Annotated in this window: 20 protein-coding genes and 1 rRNA gene; 13 read left to right on the forward strand and 8 right to left on the reverse strand. The window is 40.2% G+C overall.

The genetic code is table 11. The annotated features are described in order from the left end of the window. A 16S ribosomal RNA gene (locus OO184_RS21040) occupies positions 1-154 on the reverse strand; the annotation flags it as partial. Positions 155-738: 584 nt separating this feature from the next. Here OO184_RS21040 and OO184_RS21045 point away from each other — a divergent pair. After that, complete coding sequence (locus OO184_RS21045) at positions 739-1428, forward strand: FadR/GntR family transcriptional regulator (RefSeq protein WP_265380864.1); 690 nt, start codon at positions 739-741, stop codon at positions 1426-1428. 69 nt (positions 1429-1497) lie between these two features. After that, complete coding sequence (mdtD, locus tag OO184_RS21050) at positions 1498-2889, forward strand: multidrug transporter subunit MdtD (RefSeq protein WP_088372739.1); 1392 nt, start codon at positions 1498-1500, stop codon at positions 2887-2889. Here the strand turns inward: mdtD and rbsR are convergent. From rbsR to rbsD, 6 genes are all read right to left on the reverse strand, one after another. Then, complete coding sequence (gene rbsR / locus OO184_RS21055) at positions 2886-3887, reverse strand: ribose operon transcriptional repressor RbsR (protein ID WP_265380865.1); 1002 nt, start codon at positions 3885-3887, stop codon at positions 2886-2888. The two genes, mdtD and rbsR, sit on opposite strands and share 4 nt — an antisense overlap. 2 nt (positions 3888-3889) lie before the next feature. Continuing rightward, positions 3890-4819 (reverse strand): ribokinase, encoded by a 930-nt coding sequence (gene rbsK / locus OO184_RS21060; protein ID WP_265380866.1) that lies wholly within the window; start codon positions 4817-4819, stop codon positions 3890-3892. 63 nt (positions 4820-4882) lie between these two features. Beyond that, positions 4883-5773 carry a ribose ABC transporter substrate-binding protein RbsB gene (gene rbsB, locus OO184_RS21065; RefSeq protein WP_265380867.1) on the reverse strand — a complete coding sequence of 297 codons (891 nt, stop codon included), beginning with the start codon at positions 5771-5773 and terminating at the stop codon, positions 4883-4885. Positions 5774-5797: 24 nt separating this feature from the next. Beyond that, the gene (gene rbsC, locus OO184_RS21070) at positions 5798-6769 is read right to left on the reverse strand and encodes a ribose ABC transporter permease (protein ID WP_265380868.1); all 972 of its coding nucleotides are present in this window, start codon (positions 6767-6769) and stop codon (positions 5798-5800) included. Positions 6770-6846: 77 nt separating this feature from the next. After that, entirely contained in the window at positions 6847-8403 is a 1557-nt protein-coding gene (gene rbsA, locus OO184_RS21075; RefSeq protein ID WP_265380883.1) for a ribose ABC transporter ATP-binding protein RbsA, read from the reverse strand. Between the two features lie 7 nt (positions 8404-8410). Beyond that, entirely contained in the window at positions 8411-8830 is a 420-nt protein-coding gene (rbsD, locus tag OO184_RS21080; protein ID WP_265380869.1) for a D-ribose pyranase, read from the reverse strand. Positions 8831-9082: 252 nt separating this feature from the next. Between rbsD and ravA the strand changes: the two genes are divergently transcribed. After that, positions 9083-10594: an ATPase RavA gene (gene ravA, locus OO184_RS21085; RefSeq protein WP_376712597.1), complete on the forward strand. Its 1512-nt coding sequence runs from the start codon at positions 9083-9085 to the stop codon at positions 10592-10594. A gap of 4 nt (positions 10595-10598) precedes the next feature. Then, positions 10599-12056, forward strand: a complete 1458-nt coding sequence (gene viaA / locus OO184_RS21090; RefSeq protein ID WP_265380871.1) for an ATPase RavA stimulator ViaA — start codon at positions 10599-10601, stop codon at positions 12054-12056. Between the two features lie 5 nt (positions 12057-12061). On the opposite strand, the gene asnA is transcribed toward viaA, so the two are convergent. After that, on the reverse strand, positions 12062-13054 hold the full coding sequence (gene asnA / locus OO184_RS21095; protein ID WP_265380872.1) for an aspartate--ammonia ligase: 993 nt from the start codon (positions 13052-13054) through the stop codon (positions 12062-12064). A 166-nt stretch (positions 13055-13220) separates the two neighbouring features. Here asnA and asnC point away from each other — a divergent pair, with 166 nt between their 5' ends. The 9 genes from asnC to atpH all read left to right on the forward strand — a co-directional run bounded on the left by asnC (position 13221) and on the right by atpH (position 20329). Then, positions 13221-13682: a transcriptional regulator AsnC gene (asnC, locus tag OO184_RS21100; RefSeq protein ID WP_049585026.1), complete on the forward strand. Its 462-nt coding sequence runs from the start codon at positions 13221-13223 to the stop codon at positions 13680-13682. Between the two features lie 91 nt (positions 13683-13773). Then, a complete protein-coding gene (gene mioC, locus OO184_RS21105) occupies positions 13774-14214 on the forward strand; it encodes an FMN-binding protein MioC (RefSeq protein WP_049585025.1) in 441 nt (146 codons plus the stop codon). Between the two features lie 380 nt (positions 14215-14594). Beyond that, positions 14595-16484 carry a tRNA uridine-5-carboxymethylaminomethyl(34) synthesis enzyme MnmG gene (gene mnmG, locus OO184_RS21110; protein WP_265380873.1) on the forward strand — a complete coding sequence of 630 codons (1890 nt, stop codon included), beginning with the start codon at positions 14595-14597 and terminating at the stop codon, positions 16482-16484. 13 nt (positions 16485-16497) lie between these two features. After that, on the forward strand, positions 16498-17118 hold the full coding sequence (gene rsmG, locus OO184_RS21115; protein ID WP_265380874.1) for a 16S rRNA (guanine(527)-N(7))-methyltransferase RsmG: 621 nt from the start codon (positions 16498-16500) through the stop codon (positions 17116-17118). 610 nt (positions 17119-17728) lie between these two features. After that, a complete protein-coding gene (atpI, locus tag OO184_RS21120) occupies positions 17729-18106 on the forward strand; it encodes a F0F1 ATP synthase subunit I (RefSeq protein ID WP_265380875.1) in 378 nt (125 codons plus the stop codon). Between the two features lie 30 nt (positions 18107-18136). Next, positions 18137-18961: a F0F1 ATP synthase subunit A gene (gene atpB, locus OO184_RS21125; RefSeq protein ID WP_265380876.1), complete on the forward strand. Its 825-nt coding sequence runs from the start codon at positions 18137-18139 to the stop codon at positions 18959-18961. Between the two features lie 53 nt (positions 18962-19014). Then, the gene (gene atpE, locus OO184_RS21130; protein ID WP_000429386.1) at positions 19015-19254 is read left to right on the forward strand and encodes a F0F1 ATP synthase subunit C; all 240 of its coding nucleotides are present in this window, start codon (positions 19015-19017) and stop codon (positions 19252-19254) included. A 58-nt stretch (positions 19255-19312) separates the two neighbouring features. Then, positions 19313-19783: a F0F1 ATP synthase subunit B gene (atpF, locus tag OO184_RS21135; protein WP_265380877.1), complete on the forward strand. Its 471-nt coding sequence runs from the start codon at positions 19313-19315 to the stop codon at positions 19781-19783. A 12-nt stretch (positions 19784-19795) separates the two neighbouring features. Next, positions 19796-20329: a F0F1 ATP synthase subunit delta gene (atpH, locus tag OO184_RS21140; RefSeq protein ID WP_046396704.1), complete on the forward strand. Its 534-nt coding sequence runs from the start codon at positions 19796-19798 to the stop codon at positions 20327-20329. Positions 20330-20340: the final 11 nt, after the last annotated feature.

Genomic DNA, 20340 nt, shown 5'->3' on the forward strand with positions numbered 1-20340 from the left:
GGTTATCCCCCGCCATCGGGCAGATCCCCAGACATTACTCACCCGTCCGCCGCTCGTCAGCGAAAGTGCAAGCACTTTCCTGTTACCGCTCGACTTGCATGTGTTAGGCCTGCCGCCAGCGTTCAATCTGAGCCATGATCAAACTCTTCAATTGAAAGCTTGATGCTCAAAGAATTCACTGATTAACGCTCTTTTGTTTGGCTAACTTTGTCGGCTTCACTGCGCTACACCTCGCCGTACTGAAGTACTGTCTCGGTGTTGCTCGCTTGCCTTCGCGTTATCCTGCCAAAATAACGTCACTAAATTAGTTCGTAATGAATTAACTGCTGTTCACTCTTCAAGACTTTAAAACGTATTTTTTTGTGATACGGTCTTGTGAGTGCCCACACAGATTGTCTGATTAATTGTTAAAGAGCAGGCTGACATAAAAATTAACATTCTCGTTCAGCCGGGCTGCGTATACTACGCTTTTCGCCCGCAGAGTCAAGCGCTTATTCGCTTTTTCTCTGCCCGACCTCACAATGTTTATCAGCGTTGTGTCGGTCAGTGGTGGCGCATTATAGGGAGTTCTTTGACGCTGGCAAGTATTTATTGAAAAAAAATGGCCGTTCGCAGTTTTTTTCAACAAAACCCGCATTTTTGCTTTTTTTTTATACGAAATTGATAGCGTCGACAATAATTATTCCCAAACTAACGTACTATTAAGTAGACAAATGCGGGAAAGGGTTCAAATCTACTATGCAATTTAAAGAACAAAGAAAAGCTTCCCAGAAAAATCTTTCTTATTTTTTAGCTGAAAAAATCGGACAACAGATTTTGTCTGGTGAATATAAAGCTGAAACTATCCTTCCTGGTGAAATAAAACTCGCTGAACAATTTGACGTCAGCAGAACTTCTGTTCGTGAAGCAATAAAAATACTTGCAGCCAAAGGTATGCTATTACCTCGCCCACGTATTGGTACTCGAATCATGCCAACGATTCATTGGAACTTCCTTGATCAGGATTTATTAAAGTGGTGGATGAATCGTGACAACCTTAGTCAAGTGGTCGAACATTTCCATATAGTAAGACTAGCAATAGAACCACAAGCTTGCTTTCTTGCTGCACAAAATGCTACACAAAAACAAAAGAAGCAGCTCTTACAGATAGTAGATGAAATGTATCTACTAGAAGAAGATTTTAACCGGGAAAAATGGATAGAGATTGATTACCAGTTTCACTATACCATTTACAAATCTTGTGGAAATCCATTCTTATGCTCTTTTGCCAACTTATTTCATCTAGTTTACCAGAACTACTTCGAAGCTATTATTTCCGATAAAGTCGTAAAACTGGAAACTCATAAAACAATTGCTAATTCAATCATCCAAGGTGACAGTCACAATGCACTTCTAGCTTGTCAAAAGTTATTAACAGAGCGCGAATAATCTTATATAGTAGTGTTTTAGATTAATATCTAATCAAACATTGGCTAAATAAAATAAGCAGGACTATTAATGGTAAAAACCGCTCGTAATATGGCGGGGCTACCCTGGATTGCTGCAATAGCTTTCTTTATGCAAGCCTTAGATGCAACAATTCTCAACACAGCATTACCCGCTATTGCTGAAAGCCTCAAACATTCACCTCTTGCGATGCAATCTGCTGTTGTCAGCTATACTCTGACTGTTGCTTTGCTAATTCCAGTCAGCGGTTGGTTAGCTGATCGTTTCGGTACCCGCCGGATATTTATGTTTGCTGTATCCTTGTTTTCTTTAGGCTCCCTTGCTTGTGCTTTGTCAGGCAATTTGGCTTTTCTAGTTGTTTCTCGCGTAATTCAAGGAATTGGCGGCGCAATGATGATGCCAGTTGCCCGCCTTGCTTTATTACGTGCGTACCCGCGCAGCGAACTTCTACCTGTTATGAATTTTGTCACCATGCCAGGGTTAGTAGGGCCAATTCTTGGTCCTATGCTCGGTGGGTTATTAGTCACTTATGCTACCTGGCACTGGATATTTATTATCAATATTCCAATCGGTTTATTGGGGATTATTTATGCTAAAAAGCATATGCCTAATTTTACGATGCCAAAACGTTCATTCGACTTCTTCGGTTTCATACTTTTTGGACTGAGTTTAATAATGGTTTCTATCAGTTTGGATTTACTAGGGGAGAGTTCGTTACCAGGCTATATACCTCTGACAATTATGGTTGGTGGTTTTATGATATTATTTGGTTATCTAATGCATGCTAGAAAACAAACCCAACCCCTTATTAGTCTGAATTTATTCCGTATTCGCACATTTTCCATTGGTATTATCGGTAATATTGTTACACGCCTGGGAACTGGTTGCATGCCTTTTCTGATGCCTTTGATGCTACAAGTTGGGTTTGGTTATTCAGCCGTCATTGCCGGAATGATGATGGCGCCAACAGCTATCGGTTCTGTTTTAGCCAAATCTTTCGTTACCAATGTATTAGCCCGATTTGGATATCGTAAGACGCTGGTTAGCATAACAATCATTATTGGATTAATGATTTCTCAATTTTCACTACAATCACCAGAAATGCCTACTGTACTTTTAACTATTCCACTATTTTTACTGGGTATGGCTGTATCCATTCAATTTACTTCAATGAATACCATTACTTTAGCTGATTTAACCGACAATAATGCCAGTTCAGGAAATAGTTTATTAGCTGTAACTCAGCAGTTATCTATTAGCTTCGGTGTTGCTGTAAGTGCAGCTATTCTTCGTTTCTATGAGTCTATGCCTTATGGAACGGTTGTTGATCATTTCCACAGCACTTTTATTACCGTAGGAATAATCACTTTACTCGCTTCTTCCACCTTCCTGTTATTACATAAGGAAGATGGAGATAATATGCTCAAGAAAAAGGACACTTAAGGACGAAAAACTGAGCTACGTTCAATCAGCGTTGGAGTTAATACTAACAATTTAGGATCACTCTTTGGGTTATTCATCCGATAAAGCAAAGTATCAACAGCGAGCTTTCCTAATTCATCTTTTGGCTGATGAATGGTTGTCAATGGTGGAATCATATAAGGGGCAAGATCGATATCATCATAACCAATAATGGAAATATCATCCGGCACAGAAAGCCCCGCCTGGTACAGAGCCTGATAAGCGCCAACGGCCATTGCATCATTTCCGGCAAAAACAGCTTCTGGCGGTTCTGGATGTTGCAGTAATTTCTGCATTGATTCAAAACCACCAGCAAATTCAAAATCACTGTAAATTTCATATCCGTCAGGAATAATAAGGCCAGCGTTTACCATTGCCTTCCTATATCCCTGTAATCGATGATTAGCAGGCGTTTTATCTTGTGGACCTGCAATACAAGCTATTTTTTTAAAACCACAGCTAATAAGGTGATTAGTAGCTATCTCACCTCCTAACAAGGAATTATCCTGAATAATATCGCTGACAATCTCAAATGGAGACCAATCCATCATAACCATCGGTAAAGGAGGATAACGGCGTAAAACATCACAGGAGCTATGTTGATTTTCAGTACACATAATCAGCACCCCATCTACTCGCTTTTGCAGCAAAGTTTCCATGCTGTAATCCATTCGTTTGGCATCACCTTCTGTATTACACAAGATAAGACTGTAACCACGCTCATAACAACTTCGTTCAACCCCTCTTACAATTTCAGCATAAAAAGGATTATTACTGGTCGTTACCAGCATACCAATGGTTTTGGTTTGCTTGATCTTAAGACTTCGTGCAAGCGCTGATGGAGCATAATTCAATTGTTCAATCGCATCATTAACTTTCTTTTTTACACCATCACTGACATAACGATTATTATTAATAACATGAGATACAGTTGATGTAGAAACGCCTGCAAAACGAGCAACATCTTTCATTGTAGCCACAGTTAGTCCTGTTCAGTTAAAAATGCATCAATTTCATTTCGCCACGGGACGGAAGGCTGAGCTCCCTGACGGGTTACCGCTATCGCAGCAGCAGAATGAGCAAATCGTATGGCAGATAACATGGATTTTCTTTCCAACAATGCTGTCACCAGCGCACCGTTGAAAGTATCTCCTGCCGCAACAGTATCTACAACGTTAACTTTAAATCCCGGAACAATTTTTCCTTTCTGACCTCTTTCACTCAACCACACGCCACGGCGACCCAATGTGATAATTACCGTTTCAATACCTTTATCATGCAATATTTGAGCCGCATTTTCCGCATCTGAATCATTTTCTACTTTAATTCCAGTGAGATATTCCGCTTCAGTTTCATTCGGTGTAATGATATCCACCAGCGAGAGCAATTGATCAGATAATTTTCGGGCCGGCGCCGGATTGAGTATTACTTTTGTATTATTTTGTTTAGCTATTGTTGCCGCAAGTTGTACTGTTTCCAATGGAGATTCAAGTTGCATTAACAATACATCTGCTTCCTCAATAATATTTTGGTAACGATAGAAATATTCTGGTGTCAGCGCTGCATTAGCGCCTGCATTGATACCAATAACGTTTTCACCTTGCTGATTAACGAAAATCAACGCTACACCCGTTGTTTCTCCTTTAATCACTTCAATGCCAGAAGTTTTAATATTATCCTTTGCCAATTGCTGACAGATACGAAAACCAATATCGTCCTCACCAACACAAGCAATAAATGTAATATCAGCACCGCTGCGGCCTGCTGCTACCGCCTGATTAGCGCCTTTCCCACCAAAAGCAACCTGATATTGTTCCCCAATCACCGTTTCCCCTGGACGAGGGAATGACTTAAGATTCAAAATATGGTCAGCATTAATGCTGCCAAGCACCGCAAGTTTTGCTGTACTCATTACATTTATTCCTTTTCAATTATGCCGTCACCACCATCAATGAGTAACGGCACAAATACCGATTTATTTTTTAATAACTAACTCCAATTCCACAGGGATGACGGCTTCAACTTTTTCGCCTTTCAGCACTTTATTTGCAGTCTGAATACCCACGATACCAATTTGATCAGGACGCTGAGCGATTGTCGCTCCTAGTTTTCCTCTTTGAACAGCTTCTATACCATCTTCAGTACCATCAAAACCAACAACTAATACATCACTTTTACCTGCTGTCTGTAAGGCACGCAAAGCACCTAATGCCATTTCATCATTCTGAGCAAATACAGCTTGTACAGCCGGATGAGCTGTCAGTAAGTTCTGCATAACGTTTAGTCCCTTGGTACGATCGAAATCAGCAGGCTGACTAGCCAACACACTGAATTTATGTTCCTGCACTACCTTATTAAACCCTTCACCACGTTCACGGGCGGCAGAAGTACCAGCAATACCTTCTAGCTGAATAATTTTGGCCCCATTCCCCAATTTTTCGGCGATAAAATCACCCGCTATTTTACCACCCAAGCGGTTATCAGAAGCAATATGACTAACAACAGTACCTTTATTCGCTATCCGATCTAGAGTAATGACCGGAATTTTGGCATTGTTAGCCATAATAATGGCATTACCAACAGCATCGGAGTCAGTCGGGTTAATTAACATGAGTTTAGTACCACGTACCGTCAAATCTTGAACATTAGCTAATTCTTTCGCTGGATTATCCTGAGAATCCAATACAATTAGGTTATAACCCAACTTATCCGCTTCCTTTTGAGCGCTATCTTTCATTGTCACAAAGAATGGATTATTCAGTGTAGAAATGACTAACGCGATAGTGTCTTTCGCCAATGCATTTACACTTATAGTCATACTTAGCGCAACAGCAGATAAAATTGTGACTAATTTCTTCATTTTCATCGTGTTATTTCCTGTAGGGTGAGGTTATTTACCACTTTTGTTATCAACCAGAACTGCCAACAATATTACAATTGCTTTAACAATCATCTGATAGTTAGAAGAAATACCTAATAAGTTTAAGCCATTGTTTAAAAAACCGAGGATTAGCGCACCAATCAAAGTACCAATAATTAATCCCTTACCACCAGCCAGGCGAGTTCCTCCCAGAACTACGGCAGCAATAGCATCTAATTCATAACCGCCTCCCGCCATTGGTTGAGCGGAAGAAAGACGAGCGACTTCAATAATACTTGCCAATGCCGTTAGTAAGCCGCATAAGGAGTAAACGATAATTTTAATTTTATCGATATTGATACCAGATAAACGGGTAGCCGATTCATTCCCCCCCAAGGCATAAATATAACGACCTAAACGGGTGTGATGCAGGATATACCATGCGATAACAAAAACTATCAACATCAGCCATATTGGAGTAGGAATTCCCAGTGGACGGCCAATACCAAACCAACCAAACAGATCCGCATTATCACTGAATCCTGTATTTATTGGGCTACCATCAGTATAGACACGAGTGATTCCACGAAGTAACAACATCATGACCAGAGTGGCAATAAAAGCCTGTACTTTGCCTTTAGCAATTATTATTCCTGTACAAGCACCAATTGCAGCACCTAAAGCCAAAGCACTTACAATAGCTACCAGAGCATTAACTTCCATACCAACTAATGAAGCGGCTATTGCACCTGTTAACGCCAATAATGAACCAACAGACAGGTCAATACCCGATGTCAGGATAACTAATGTCATCCCAACGGCCATAATGGCATTGACTGACGTCTGTTGCAGAATATTAAACAAGTTATTCAAAGTGAAAAAATTTTGGCTAAGAGAAGAAACTACTGCTATCAGCACTAACAATGTAATCAGTGATTTTTGTTTCAGTAACCACTCTTTAGTAAACCAACGTTTAAATGTTGGTGATATATTAGAATTCATACTGAATTACTCCTGAATCGCTCTATACCCGTTATCTTTCAAGTTGCCTCTTTGTTGGCTGCACTTACTCACCCCGGTCACATAGTTCTTCCCGGGGATTCGCTCCCTTGCCGTCGCGATGCACCTTGAAATCCATAGGGTATATATTGTTGTTTGCCTACAGCAGCCGCCATCAAAACTTCTTGAGTTACCTGTTCAGCAAAAAATTCTCCGCTGATATGGCCTTCACACATAACCAAAATACGGTCACTCATTCCTATCACTTCTGGCATTTCGGAAGAAACGAGAATGATACTTAGCCCCTCCTTCTTGAATTGATTAATTAACTGGTAAATTTCTTTTTTTGCGCCAACATCTACACCACGCGTAGGTTCATCCAGAATAAGAACTTTTGGTCTGGTCATTAATCCACGAGCAATAGCTACTTTTTGCTGATTACCGCCAGAAAGTAAACCAATAGCTTGTTCCATTGAAGGTGTCTTGATACTAAACAATTTAATAAAGTCACTAACTGCACTCTGTTCTTCTTTATGATTAAGACCACCTAACCGATTACTGAAATAACGTAAGGCAGTAAGAGACATATTCTCTTTAATTGACATTCCCAAAACTAAGCCATCACGTTTACGATCTTCTGAAATATAAACAATCCCACACGCTAACCCATCCTGAGGATTACGAATTACAATGGGAGTTCCATCCAGCGTGATTTGCCCTTGAGTTTTTGGCAACGCACCATAAAGAATTTTCACCAATTCAGTGCGGCCAGCCCCCATCAGACCTGATATGCCCAAAATTTCCCCGCTATATAGGGAAAAACTGGCATTTGTCACTCCGGGACCAGAAATCTGCTTAACTTCAAGTCGTTTTTTACCCCGAGGTAAATTCAAGCGAGGATACTGATCTTCCAGTTTTCGCCCAACCATCATTTCAATCAGAGTCTCTTCTTTTAGCTCTTTTACCGGCTTTTCACCAATAAATTGCCCATCACGAAATACCGTCACATCATCGCAAATTTCAAAAATTTCTCTCAAGCGATGGGAGATATAAACAATGCCACATCCCTGAGATTTTAGTTCATGTATTACACGAAATAATGATTGAGTTTCTGTATCGGTCAGCGCATCAGTTGGCTCATCCATAATGATAACTTTGGATTTAAAACTCAGCACTTTAGCGATTTCAACCATTTGCTGGTCACCGATAGAAAGTTCCGTTACTAAACGGTGACTGCTGTAATTCAAATTTAATTTTTTTAACAGGCGATCTGCTTCCAGATACATTTTTCTCCAGTCAATCGCCCCGAATTTATTAACAAATTCACGTCCCAGAAAAATATTTTCAGCAATGGTCAGTTGAGGAATAAGATTTAATTCCTGATGGATAATCCCGATCCCCGCTTTCTGAGAGGAGCTAGGGCCAGAAAAAATCACTTCTTTTCCTAGATAATGAACCGTACCTGTATCTCTGGTATATATTCCAGTCAACACTTTCATCATCGTGGATTTACCTGCACCATTCTCCCCTACCAGCGCCATCACTTTACCCGGGTAAACACGTAGTGCCGCGTCAGATAATGCCTTGACACCAGGAAAAGATTTACCAATTCCTTTTAGTTCCAGTACAGGCTGCATCATCACCTCAGAAAGTCACACCAGCACAAAGGATAATATTGGCATAAGGAGAATGCTCTCCTGTGCGAATCACCGCTCGGCTATGTTTTGTTTTCTCTTTCAACATATTATGGCTAATATAGTCTACAGTAATTGAATTCCCTTGCTGTTTCTCAAGCTCTTTAATTTGAGTTAATATTAATTGATGTATCAAAGGATTATGGTCAATTATCTCCTCAGCTAAAAATGCAGCTTCAATCTGCATTTCTTGTGTAACGACATTAAGAACGGATATAAGGCTGGGAATTCCCTGGGTTAGCGCTAAATCAATCCGCTGGGCTAAAGAAGGAATTGGTAATCCAGCATCACCAATTGTAATCTGGTCAGTATGCCCTAGCTGAGAAATTACGGCTGAAATTTCAGAATTAAGTAATACACCTTTTTTCATTTTTTTATTCCATTAGCGAAACGTTTCGCTATTTAGTAATATAGAAAGTAATATTTAAAATACAACATTAGTGATACAAAAGTGTGATCGCTATCGAAACGTTTCGATAATAAAAGAAATGAAGATAAATGCTAACTTATTGAATATTTGATGCTGAATCGATTTTTAAGATAAATATTGTCTGTATCAACAAATAATGATTAAAATCTATGGAGAAGGCTAATTAGGTTTTATCTAATCCAACAGATAATATTGGTACGAATTATGCTATTAGCAGAAAAAATAGTTAACTTAAGTCACTATCTGGAAAGTGGTCTGTACGAAAGACAACAGACTATTCGTTTATGTTTGCTAGCAGCATTATGTGGGGAAAGTGTTTTTCTTCTCGGTCCTCCAGGTATCGCAAAAAGTTTGATAGCCCGCCGATTGAAATTTGCGTTTCGTGATGCCAGAGCATTTGAATATCTGATGACTCGTTTCTCAACCCCCGAAGAAATTTTCGGTCCTCTTTCTATTCAAGCACTGAAAGAAGAAGGACGTTACCAACGCCTAACCAACGGATATTTACCTGAAACTGAAATTGTCTTCCTTGATGAAATATGGAAAGCCGGTCCGGCAATTCTAAATACCCTACTGACTGCAATTAATGAAAGAAAATTCAGAAATGGGGATATAGAAGAGAAAATTCCAATGCGATTACTTGTAACAGCATCCAATGAGCTGCCTGAAGCAGATAACAGCCTGGAAGCACTCTATGACAGAATGCTAATTCGTATCTGGTTAGATAAAATTCAGGATAAAAAGAATTTCCGAGCGTTACTCACTAGCCACAAAAATGAAAATGACAACCCCGTCCCGACAGATATTCAGATAACAAGTGAAGAATTTTACCAATGGCAAAAGGAGATTGATAAAGTCGTTCTACCAGATAGTTGTTTTGATATTATTTATCATCTACGCCAGCAACTTGATGCAACAGAACATTCACCTTACGTTTCAGATCGGCGCTGGAAGAAAGCCATGCATTTATTACAAGCCAGTGCTTTCTTTAATGGCAGAAAAGAAATATCTCCTCTTGATTTAATATTGCTAAAAGATTGTTTGTGGCATGATCTTCACTCTTTTAAATTATTACCTCAGTATCTGAATACTCTCATCACCGAACAGGCATATCAGCAAAGAGTATTATCTCAAAAAATTGATTCGCTCTATCATCAATGGACTCAAGCCCGTCAGGATAAAAATGATCAGCAAGCGTTAAAACTGGAAAAACAAACCCGTCTGTTTGGACATAAAATACAATATTCGCTACCCGATCATATCAATGAAGAAAAATTGATTCTATTTCTACATCTACCTCTTCATCTCCATGATATTAAAGTCAATTTCATTGAGTTGGAAAAAAAAACGTTGAATATCTGGATAAACAAAGGCGGAGAACTATCAGCCCGTCTGAACGGCATTGGTTTCCCACAAAACATAGCAGCCGAAGTTAATTCAGCACATCAGCCAGAGATTTTTGATATCAGCCGTCGTTCATCCACGCTATATTTACCAAACCATCAGCATCAGCAAAACGAAGAAAACAACGAGTGGCTGGAAAAATTGGAAAAAATTAATCAAGAAATCCATCACCAACACCAACTGTTTAATCAGCATCAGCCATGTCTGTTTATTGAAAGTCATTGGCTTGCCACAATAGAGCAGAGTTTTATCCAGTTAGCCGATAAAATTAATCAGTTGAAAATAAAAATAGGCAACTAATTAAATGATTAGCCTGACAACCCTCGATCTTTTACTATCAATAAACGAGGGAGAGATAATAGAAGAGATCATATTAACGCTTTTAGCTTCACCTCAATTAGCTATTTTTTTTGAAAAACATCCTCGCTTGAAGCGTGCGCTATTAAAAGATGTCCCTGGCTGGAAACACGATTTACAGCAAAGGATTAAAGAAGCGCTCATTCCTGCAACTCTGGCAGAAGAATTTCAGTTATATCAACAATTACTGCCTGCCAACACAAATCATTTTTACCTTAAACTTCCCGATATCTCAGAAACCCTGAATCGAATTGAATCCCCTTTTAGTGAAGAAGCACAGAAACTCGCAACCAACATCATTGCTGATTCAAATACATTACAAACCCTATTTATTCAACGATGGAGGATCAGTTTGATCCTGCAAACCACAACTTTCCATAAGCAATTACTGGAACAAGAAAAAGAGCAACTACTGGCAGAATTGCAACAAAGGCTGACACTAAGCGGTAATCTAGATCCTGTTCTTAGTGAAAATGATAGGGCAGCAGGGCGATTATGGGATATGAGTAAAAATCAGTTAAATCATTCCCAAAATGATAATCAGTTATTGATTCGCTATAGTGAATTTCTTCGCCAACAGCCGGAACTGGAAAAATTAGCTCAATTACTTGGACGCAGCCAATCTGCAAAATCAAAACCACAGGAAAATCATTTTCTCGAACCATTTACCACAATCGAACGAACACCCGATACGGTTCCTGAACAGGTAAATGGAATCGGACAAAGTGATGATATTCTACGTCTATTACCGGTAGAATTGGCGATATTAGGAATTGAAGATCTGGAATACGAATTTTATCGCAAATTAGTAGAAAAAAAACTCCTGACCTATCGCTTACAAGGGGATAACTGGCAAGAAAAAACAACATTACGGCCAGTTACTCATTATAGCCAAGAAGAAAAACCACGAGGGCCATTTATTATTTGTGTCGATACTTCTGGTTCTATGGGGAGATTTAATGAAAAATGCGCCAAAGCCTTTTGTCTGGCACTGTTACGCATCGCTCTAGCTGATAATCGTAACTGTCATATCATGCTATTTACGACAGAAATTGTGCACTATGAACTATCCTCACCAGATGGTCTGGAGCAAGCTATTCGTTTTCTTAGCCAGACTTTCAAAGGAGGGACAGACCTCACTTTCTGTCTGACAAGCACAATAGAAAAAATGAAAGAACAACATTGGAAAAATGCTGATGCTGTTGTTATCTCAGATTTCATTGCCCAGCGTCTGCCGGACTCACTAATCCATCAGATAAAAAATCTGCAACTGCATCAGCAACACCGCTTCCATGCGGTCTCCATGTCCCAATATGGCAAGCCCGATATCATGCGGATATTCGATCATATCTGGCGCTTTGATACCGGACTTAAAAGCCGTTTACAGCGAAAATGGCGTCACTAATTGAATCAAAGCATATCTTCTACAGTTTCGCGTACTTCTGGTGACCAAATACTGCATTGAACCTGACCTATATGTTTCATTTGCAGTAGTAACATCACTAAACGAGATTGACCGATACCACCACCAATCGACTGTGGCATGTCACCTTTGAGTAACGCCTGATGCCAATCATATTGTAAACGCTCTTCATCACCAGTCAGTGCTAACTGACGCTCCAGTGCTTCTGCATCAACACGGATACCCATAGAAGAGATTTCAAAGGCATCTTCCAAAACAGGGTTCCAGACAATGATGTCGCCGTTTAGACCAGCAAAACCATCACAGTTTGGTGTCGTCCAGTCATCATAATCAGGCGCACGGACATCATGAGATTGACCATCGGATAATTTCGCACCAATACCTATGAGGAAAACAGCACCCAATTCTTTAGCAATAGCACGTTCACGACCTTTTGCATCCAGATCCGGATAACGGCTCAAAAGCGTTTCACTATGAACAAAGTGAATTTGATCTGGCAGGAACGGTGCCAGACCAAACTCTTTGCTGACAGCTTTTTCTGTTTCTTTTATTGCTTCGTAAATTTTACCGACTGTCTGTTTAAGATAAGCAAGTGAACGTTGCCCATCTCCCATCACTTTTTCCCAATCCCATTGATCAACATAAACAGAGTGAATTGGTGTTAAGCGATCCTCATCCGGACGCAATGCTTTCATATGAGTGTAAAGCCCTTGTTCAGACTGAAAGCCAAAACGACCCAGAGTTTTACGTTTCCATTTAGCCAACGAATGCACGACTTCGAAAGTTGAATCCGGTAAAGTTTTTACTTTTACCTGAACAGCTTTTTCATGGCCAGACAAGTTGTCCTGAATACCATCTCCCAAACAACTAAGGATTGGCCCTTGCACTTCAATCAGACCCAGTTTGCTTTCCAGCAGACGGGAAAAGAAGGATTTCACGAAACTGATTTGTTGCTGCTTTTCAATAAACGACTTTTTCATAATGTTATTCTCTAATTTTTTAGGTGGCCCTGATGTCCTGTTGGAAACATTAAGCAATAAAATGATAGATAAATTCAATATACTTTAATAAAAATAGCCTTTATGATTCATAAAATTCATTTTTAAGACTAAAAAAATGAAAATTCATTAAAAAACGAGGCTGAAAATGGCGGAAATTTATCAGATCGACAATCTAGACCGTGACATACTTCACGCTTTAATGGGCAACGCACGCACACCTTATGCCGAACTAGCAAAGAAATTTGCAGTCAGCCCAGGAACAATTCATGTTCGTGTGGAAAAAATGAAGCAAGCAGGAATCATCACCGGTACCAGAGTGGATATCAGCACGAAACAACTTGGTTATGATGTGTGTTGCTTTATTGGCATTATTCTTAAGAGTGCTAAAGATTACCCATCAGCTCTGAAAAAACTAGATAACCTAGATGAAGTGGTTGAGGTTTACTACACAACAGGCCACTACAGCATCTTTATTAAAGTTATGTGCCGTTCAATTGAATCCCTTCAAGATGTACTTATCAACAAAATACAAACTATCGATGAAATTCAATCAACAGAAACCTTGATCTCCTTACAAAACCCGATCATGCGAACAATTAAGCCATAAAATAAAATTTGTTATAACCACATTATCCACAGGTAGATCCCAACAGATTCACAGCGTACAATAGCGACTCTTGAAATCTGTTGAGATCACTATGGTCACTATTACTTTAATCAGCGGTAGCACAATGGGCAGTGCTGAATACGTAGCTGAACATATGGCTGAAATTTTGGAAGATGTTGGTTTCTCTACTGAAATGCTGCACGGCCCCTCTTTAGATGAGCTTCCTCAGGAAGGGATCTGGCTAGTCGTCACATCCACACATGGAGCAGGAGAATTGCCAGAAAATATACAACCATTGGCAGCAGAAATTTCTGAACAAAAACCTGATCTCAGCAAGGTAACGTTTGGCGCTGTTGGCCTTGGTAGTTCTGAATATGATACTTTTTGCGGTGCAATAAGATCATTTGACCAATTATTGATAGAAAATGGCGCCAAACGCCTAGGCGATCGTCTGGAAATTGATATTCAACAACATGAGATCCCCGAAGATCCCGCTGAAGAATGGGTTAAAAATTGGGCAAAGTCACTCTAATAAGAACAAAAAAACAGCAAACGATTGTGGATAACTTATCTAAAAAGCCGGGGTTAACCCGTAGTTATCCATAGTATAACTATCTGGTAATGATCACCTTGTGAATAACCATCAATTTAGATCCCAGTTTATACCTCGCGGGATCACGGATCATTCACAACAAATGATCCTTTACAGCTTTATGATCTTTCTAAGGAAAAATAACTTATCCACAAAAGATCATGATCCTAATAAAAGATCTAATAAACAGATCTTTAAATAAAAAAGATCTTCTTTTAATTACCGGCGATCTTACCCACTTGGTCTATCGCCAAAACTTGAGTAGAATTCTCTTCCCCTAATACAGCACTGAGCATTCTTATAACTAAAGGTTCATCACCATGTTTTATCCAGAACAATTTGACGTCATCATTATCGGTGGTGGTCATGCCGGTACTGAAGCTGCTATGGCAGCTGCTCGTATGGGCCGTCAAACCTTATTACTGACCCACAATATTGACACTTTGGGCCAAATGTCATGTAACCCAGCTATTGGTGGGATCGGTAAAGGACATCTGGTTAAAGAAATTGATGCTCTTGGTGGTTTAATGGCTAAAGCAACTGACCAAGCCGGCATTCAATTCAGAACTTTAAATGCCAGTAAAGGGCCTGCGGTTCGTGCAACACGTGCCCAAGCGGATAGAGTTCTCTATCGTCAAGCTGTGCGTATGGCGTTGGAGAATCAACCTAACCTGATGATCTTCCAACAACCTGTAGAGGATCTCATTGTTGAAAATGACATAGTGACTGGTGCAGTAACACGCATGGGACTCAAATTCAGAGCCAAAGCTGTTGTTTTGACTGTGGGAACATTTCTTGACGGTAAGATCCACATTGGTCTGGAAAATTATAGTGGTGGAAGGGCCGGTGATCCTCCAGCAATTTCATTAGCACAACGCTTACGTGAGTTACCCTTACGTGTAAACAGATTAAAAACAGGAACACCACCACGTATTGATGCCAGAACGATTGATTTTGGTCAGTTAACACAACAATTAGGCGATAATCCAACACCTGTATTCTCTTTCCTTGGAAATGTGGAACAACATCCACAACAAATACCGTGTTATATCACCCATACCAATGAAAAAACGCACGACGTGATCCGCAATAATTTGGATCGTAGTCCAATGTATGCCGGGATCATTGAAGGGATCGGTCCACGTTATTGTCCTTCAATCGAAGATAAAGTCATGCGTTTTGCGGATCGTAATACTCATCAGATCTTCCTTGAGCCTGAAGGATTGACTAGTAATGAAATCTATCCAAATGGTATTTCTACTAGCTTACCATTTGACGTACAGATGCAAATTGTCCACTCCATGAAAGGAATGGAAAATGCTCGCATTATTCGTCCTGGTTATGCAATAGAATACGATTTCTTCGATCCAAGAGATCTGAAACAAACATTAGAAAGTAAATTTATCCACGGTCTATTCTTTGCTGGACAAATTAACGGCACTACAGGTTATGAAGAAGCTGCTGCTCAAGGACTCTTGGCAGGCCTTAATGCAGCTCGTTACGCTTCAGAAGAAGAAGGTTGGTTCCCTCGCCGTGATCAAGCTTATATCGGCGTTTTAGTTGACGATTTATGTACTTTAGGGACTAAAGAACCATATCGTATGTTTACTTCTCGAGCTGAGTATCGCTTGATGTTACGTGAAGATAATGCAGACCTACGCTTAACAGAAAAAGGCCGTGAATTAGGGTTAGTAGATGATTTACGTTGGGAACATTATTGCCGTAAAGTGGAAATGGTTGAACAAGAACGTCAGCGTTTACGTAATATTTGGATTCACCCTAATTCAAATAATCTTGATGATATTAACAATATATTAAAAACGCCATTGTCGAAAGAAGCTAATGGTGAAGATCTACTGCGTCGTCCTGAGATGAATTATGAACTTTTGACCTCGTTGCCTCTGTTTTCCCCAAGTCTTGAAGAACCACAGGCCGCTGAGCAGGTTGAGATTCAGGTTAAATACGAGGGATATATCGCCCGCCAGCAGGAAGAAATTGAAAAACAGCTACGTAATGAAAACACATTATTACCGGTTGATCTCGATTACCGCCAAATCAGTGGTCTTTCTAATGAAGTTGTCGCCAAACTCAATGATCATAAGCCAACTTCAATTGGTCAGGCTTCACGTATTTCAGGGGTAACACCTGCTGCAATTTCAATTTTACTTGTGTGGTTGAAAAAACAAGGATTATTGCGCCGCAGTGCCTGAGGGGATTTTGATTGTGCTAAACAAACTAGAATTGTTGCTGACCGAAGCAGGAATAGAGCTGTCACTACAGCAGAAACAGCAGCTTGTAGCCTATGTTGATATGCTCAATAAGTGGAATAAGGCTTACAATCTCACATCAGTACGTGATCCAGAGCAAATGCTGGTGCGTCATGTTATGGACAGTATTGTTGTCAGCCCTTATCTGCAAGGTCATCGTTTCATCGATGTGGGCACAGGCCCTGGGTTGCCAGGTATTCCATTAGCTATTGTCCGTCCAGATTCTCATTTCACATTGCTGGACAGTTTAGGTAAAAGAGTGAGATTTTTGCGTCAGGTTCAGCATGAACTTGATTTGATAAATATCGAACCAGTGCAAAGTAGGGTTGAAGCGTATTTTTCTGAGCCGCCTTTTGATGGTGTAATAAGCCGTGCTTTTGCTTCATTGCAAGATATGGTCTCTTGGTGCAGTCATTTGCCCGAACCTATTCATGGGCGTTTCTATGCGCTTAAAGGTATGCTTTCAGAAGATGAACTAACTATGTTACCTCTTGGAATTTCTGTCGATTCGGTTATTAAATTAGAGGTTCCTGAACTGGAAGGGCAACGTCATTTGGTTATCCTTAAATCAAACTGATTTTGTTATTTGTCAATAAAGTTATAAATAATTAGTGATGTTGAGCACAATTATACTGTAATCGACATCGTTAATTATGGTTTGCCTCGTTTCAGCTTTAATTTACCGAGTTATTACATAAAAATAACGTTATCTTGATATTAAGATAGTTGAACCTTTGAAAATCAGATAAAGCGTTTTTTCATCAGATTCACTCTTTTAAACTGGCTAGAAATTAGCTGAGTGATTTAAATCAATAATATAATCACTCTTTTGTATGGAATTAAATTAAGGAATTGATTTTATTATTAATTTTATTTATTTTTGTTTCCTGTGAATGTTAAAGATAATTAACAAATAAAAAATTTATGTGATTTGAATCACATTTAACTCTGAAATATATGAAATTATAAAAAACAAGAAATCAGCACAATTATTAGCTTGCGATCTGGCGCCAAAATAAAAAATTTAAATAATTGTTCACCTTTTCGCTACTTATGGATTGAATTCATTTTGGCGGCCCGTATAATTTGCACGTTTTTGTCACTTGACACTCTTAAGCAAAGGCAGTTTTATACAACATTTAGCAAAACCTGATATGCAAGGCGTGCAAGGGGAGAAAACAAAAGTCATGTCTGTATCCCTTTACAGCGGTAAAATTGCACTGAAGCTGCTTTTTTTGCAGTTAATGACTTTTGTTGTTCTCAGTGTGGCTTTTTGTACCAAAAGTATAGAATGGGGCGCTTCTGCTTTTGCTGGTGGGTTAGCATGTTGGTTACCTAATGCCGTATTCATGCTGTTTGCCAGTTTTCAAAAAGCAAAAGAAGAAGAGGTTCCTGTACGTATTGCATGGTCTTTCGCTGTTGGCGAAGGGTTGAAAGTTATTATTACGATAGCTGTGCTGGTTGTTGCTTTAGGCGTGTTTAAAGCGGCGTTTGCACCACTAGGTTTAACTTATTTAGCGGTGCTGATTGTGCAAATCATCGCACCTGCTGTGATAAACGGTTAGGTTTTCAACAATAAAAGGGTAAGAGGCATCATGTCTGCATCAGGAGAAGTTTCAACTGCAAGGGACTACATAGGCCACCACCTGAATAACCTTCAGTTGGACCTACGTACCTTTGAGTTGGTCGATCCCAACTCTGGTGGTTCTGCAACGTTCTGGACGTTGAACATTGACTCGCTTTTTTTCTCAGTCGTATTAGGGATTTTATTTCTGTATGTATTCAGAAAGGTTGCGGTTAATGCCACCAGTGGCGTACCTGGCAAACTTCAGACTGCTATAGAATTGATCATGGGTTTTGTTGATAACAGCGTTCGTGATATGTATCACGGCAAGAGCAAAGTTATTGCCCCCTTGGCACTAACAGTGTTCGTTTGGGTGTTATTAATGAACGTGATGGACTTATTGCCAATCGATTTTCTCCCTTATATCGGTGAACATGTCTTTGGTTTACCTGCTCTGCGTGTCGTGCCAACAGCAGATGTCAGTATTACCTTGTCGATGGCTATCGGTGTTTTTGTCCTCATCCTCTTCTACAGCATTAAGATGAAAGGGATTAGTGGTTTTACAAAAGAGCTGACTTTACAGCCTTTTAATCATCCACTGTTTATTCCAGTTAACTTAATTCTGGAAGGCGTTAGCTTGCTTTCAAAACCGGTATCACTCGGTTTGCGACTGTTTGGTAACATGTATGCGGGTGAATTGATCTTTATTCTTATAGCTGGTCTGTTACCGTGGTGGTCGCAGTGGTTACTTAGCCTACCTTGGGCTATTTTCCACATACTGATTATTACGTTACAAGCCTTTATTTTCATGGTTCTGACGATTGTTTATCTATCGATGGCATCTGAAGAACATTAATTTTTTACCACAATAACTAACTGTGTTTTAACTGAAACAAACTGGAGACTGTCATGGAAAACCTGAATATGGATCTGCTGTACATGGCTGCCGCTGTGATGATGGGTCTAGCGGCAATCGGTGCTGCGATCGGTATCGGCATCCTCGGAGGTAAATTTTTGGAAGGCGCTGCTCGTCAGCCGGATTTAATCCCTCTGCTGCGTACACAGTTCTTTATCGTTATGGGTCTGGTTGACGCCATCCCAATGATTGCTGTGGGCCTTGGCTTGTACGTAATGTTTGCTGTCGCGTAGTTTGTAGAAATCATCTGAAACTACGTCAACTCATTAATTTTAAAAGAGGTATTGTGCTGTGAATCTTAATGCAACAATCCTCGGCCAGGCCATTGCGTTTGTCCTGTTTGTGATGTTCTGTATGAAATTCGTATGGCCACCAATCATGGCGGCCATAGAAAAACGTCAAAAAGAAATTGCTGACGGTTTAACTTCTGCGGAACGAGCCAAAAAGGACCTGGACTTAGCGCAAGCCAATGCGACCGACCAAATGAAGAAAGCGAAAGCGGAAGCTCAGGTCATCATTGAACAGGCTAATAAACAAAAAGCCCAGATTCTTGATGATGCGAAAGCGGAAGCCGAGCAGGAACGTAACAGAATCGTAACGCAAGCTCAGGCAGAAATTGATGCCGAACGTAAGCGTGCTCGGGAAGAGTTGCGTAAGCAGGTCGCTATGTTGGCTATCGCAGGTGCCGAGAAAATCATCGAGCGTTCCGTGGATGAAGCTGCTAATAGCGACATCGTTGATAAACTGGTCGCTGAACTGTAAGGAGGGAGGGGCATGTCTGAATTCGCTACTGTAGCTCGCCCCTACGCCAAAGCAGCTTTTGACTTTGCTGTAGAAAAACAATCGCTTGAACAATGGCAGAATATGCTGGCGTTCACGGCTGAGGTGACTCGTAATGAGCAAGTTGGTGAGCTGCTTTCCGGTTCATTGGCATCGGAAACATTAGCTAATACCTTTATCGCAATTTGCGGTGAACAGGTTGATGAGCATGCTCAGAACTTTATTCGTGTTATGGCAGAGAACGGTCGCTTACTGGCGTTACCGGAAGTTTTGCAGCAATTTATTCAATTGCGTGCATCACTTGAATCAACTGTTGATGTTGAAGTGATTTCTGCTGCCGAACTGAGAGAACAACAGCTAGCTAAAATTTCTGTAGCGATGGAAAAACGTCTGTCACGCAAAGTTAAGCTGAATTGCAAAATTGATAAGTCTGTTATTGCTGGTGTGGTTGTCCGCGCGGGTGATTTGGTGATTGATGGCAGTATTCGCGGCCGTTTAGATCGCTTAACAGACGTCTTGCAGTCTTAAGGGGACTGGAG

The sequence above is a fragment of the Photorhabdus aballayi genome (genome assembly GCF_026153155.1).
In the GTDB taxonomy this organism is placed as follows: Bacteria; Pseudomonadota; Gammaproteobacteria; order Enterobacterales; family Enterobacteriaceae; genus Photorhabdus; species Photorhabdus luminescens.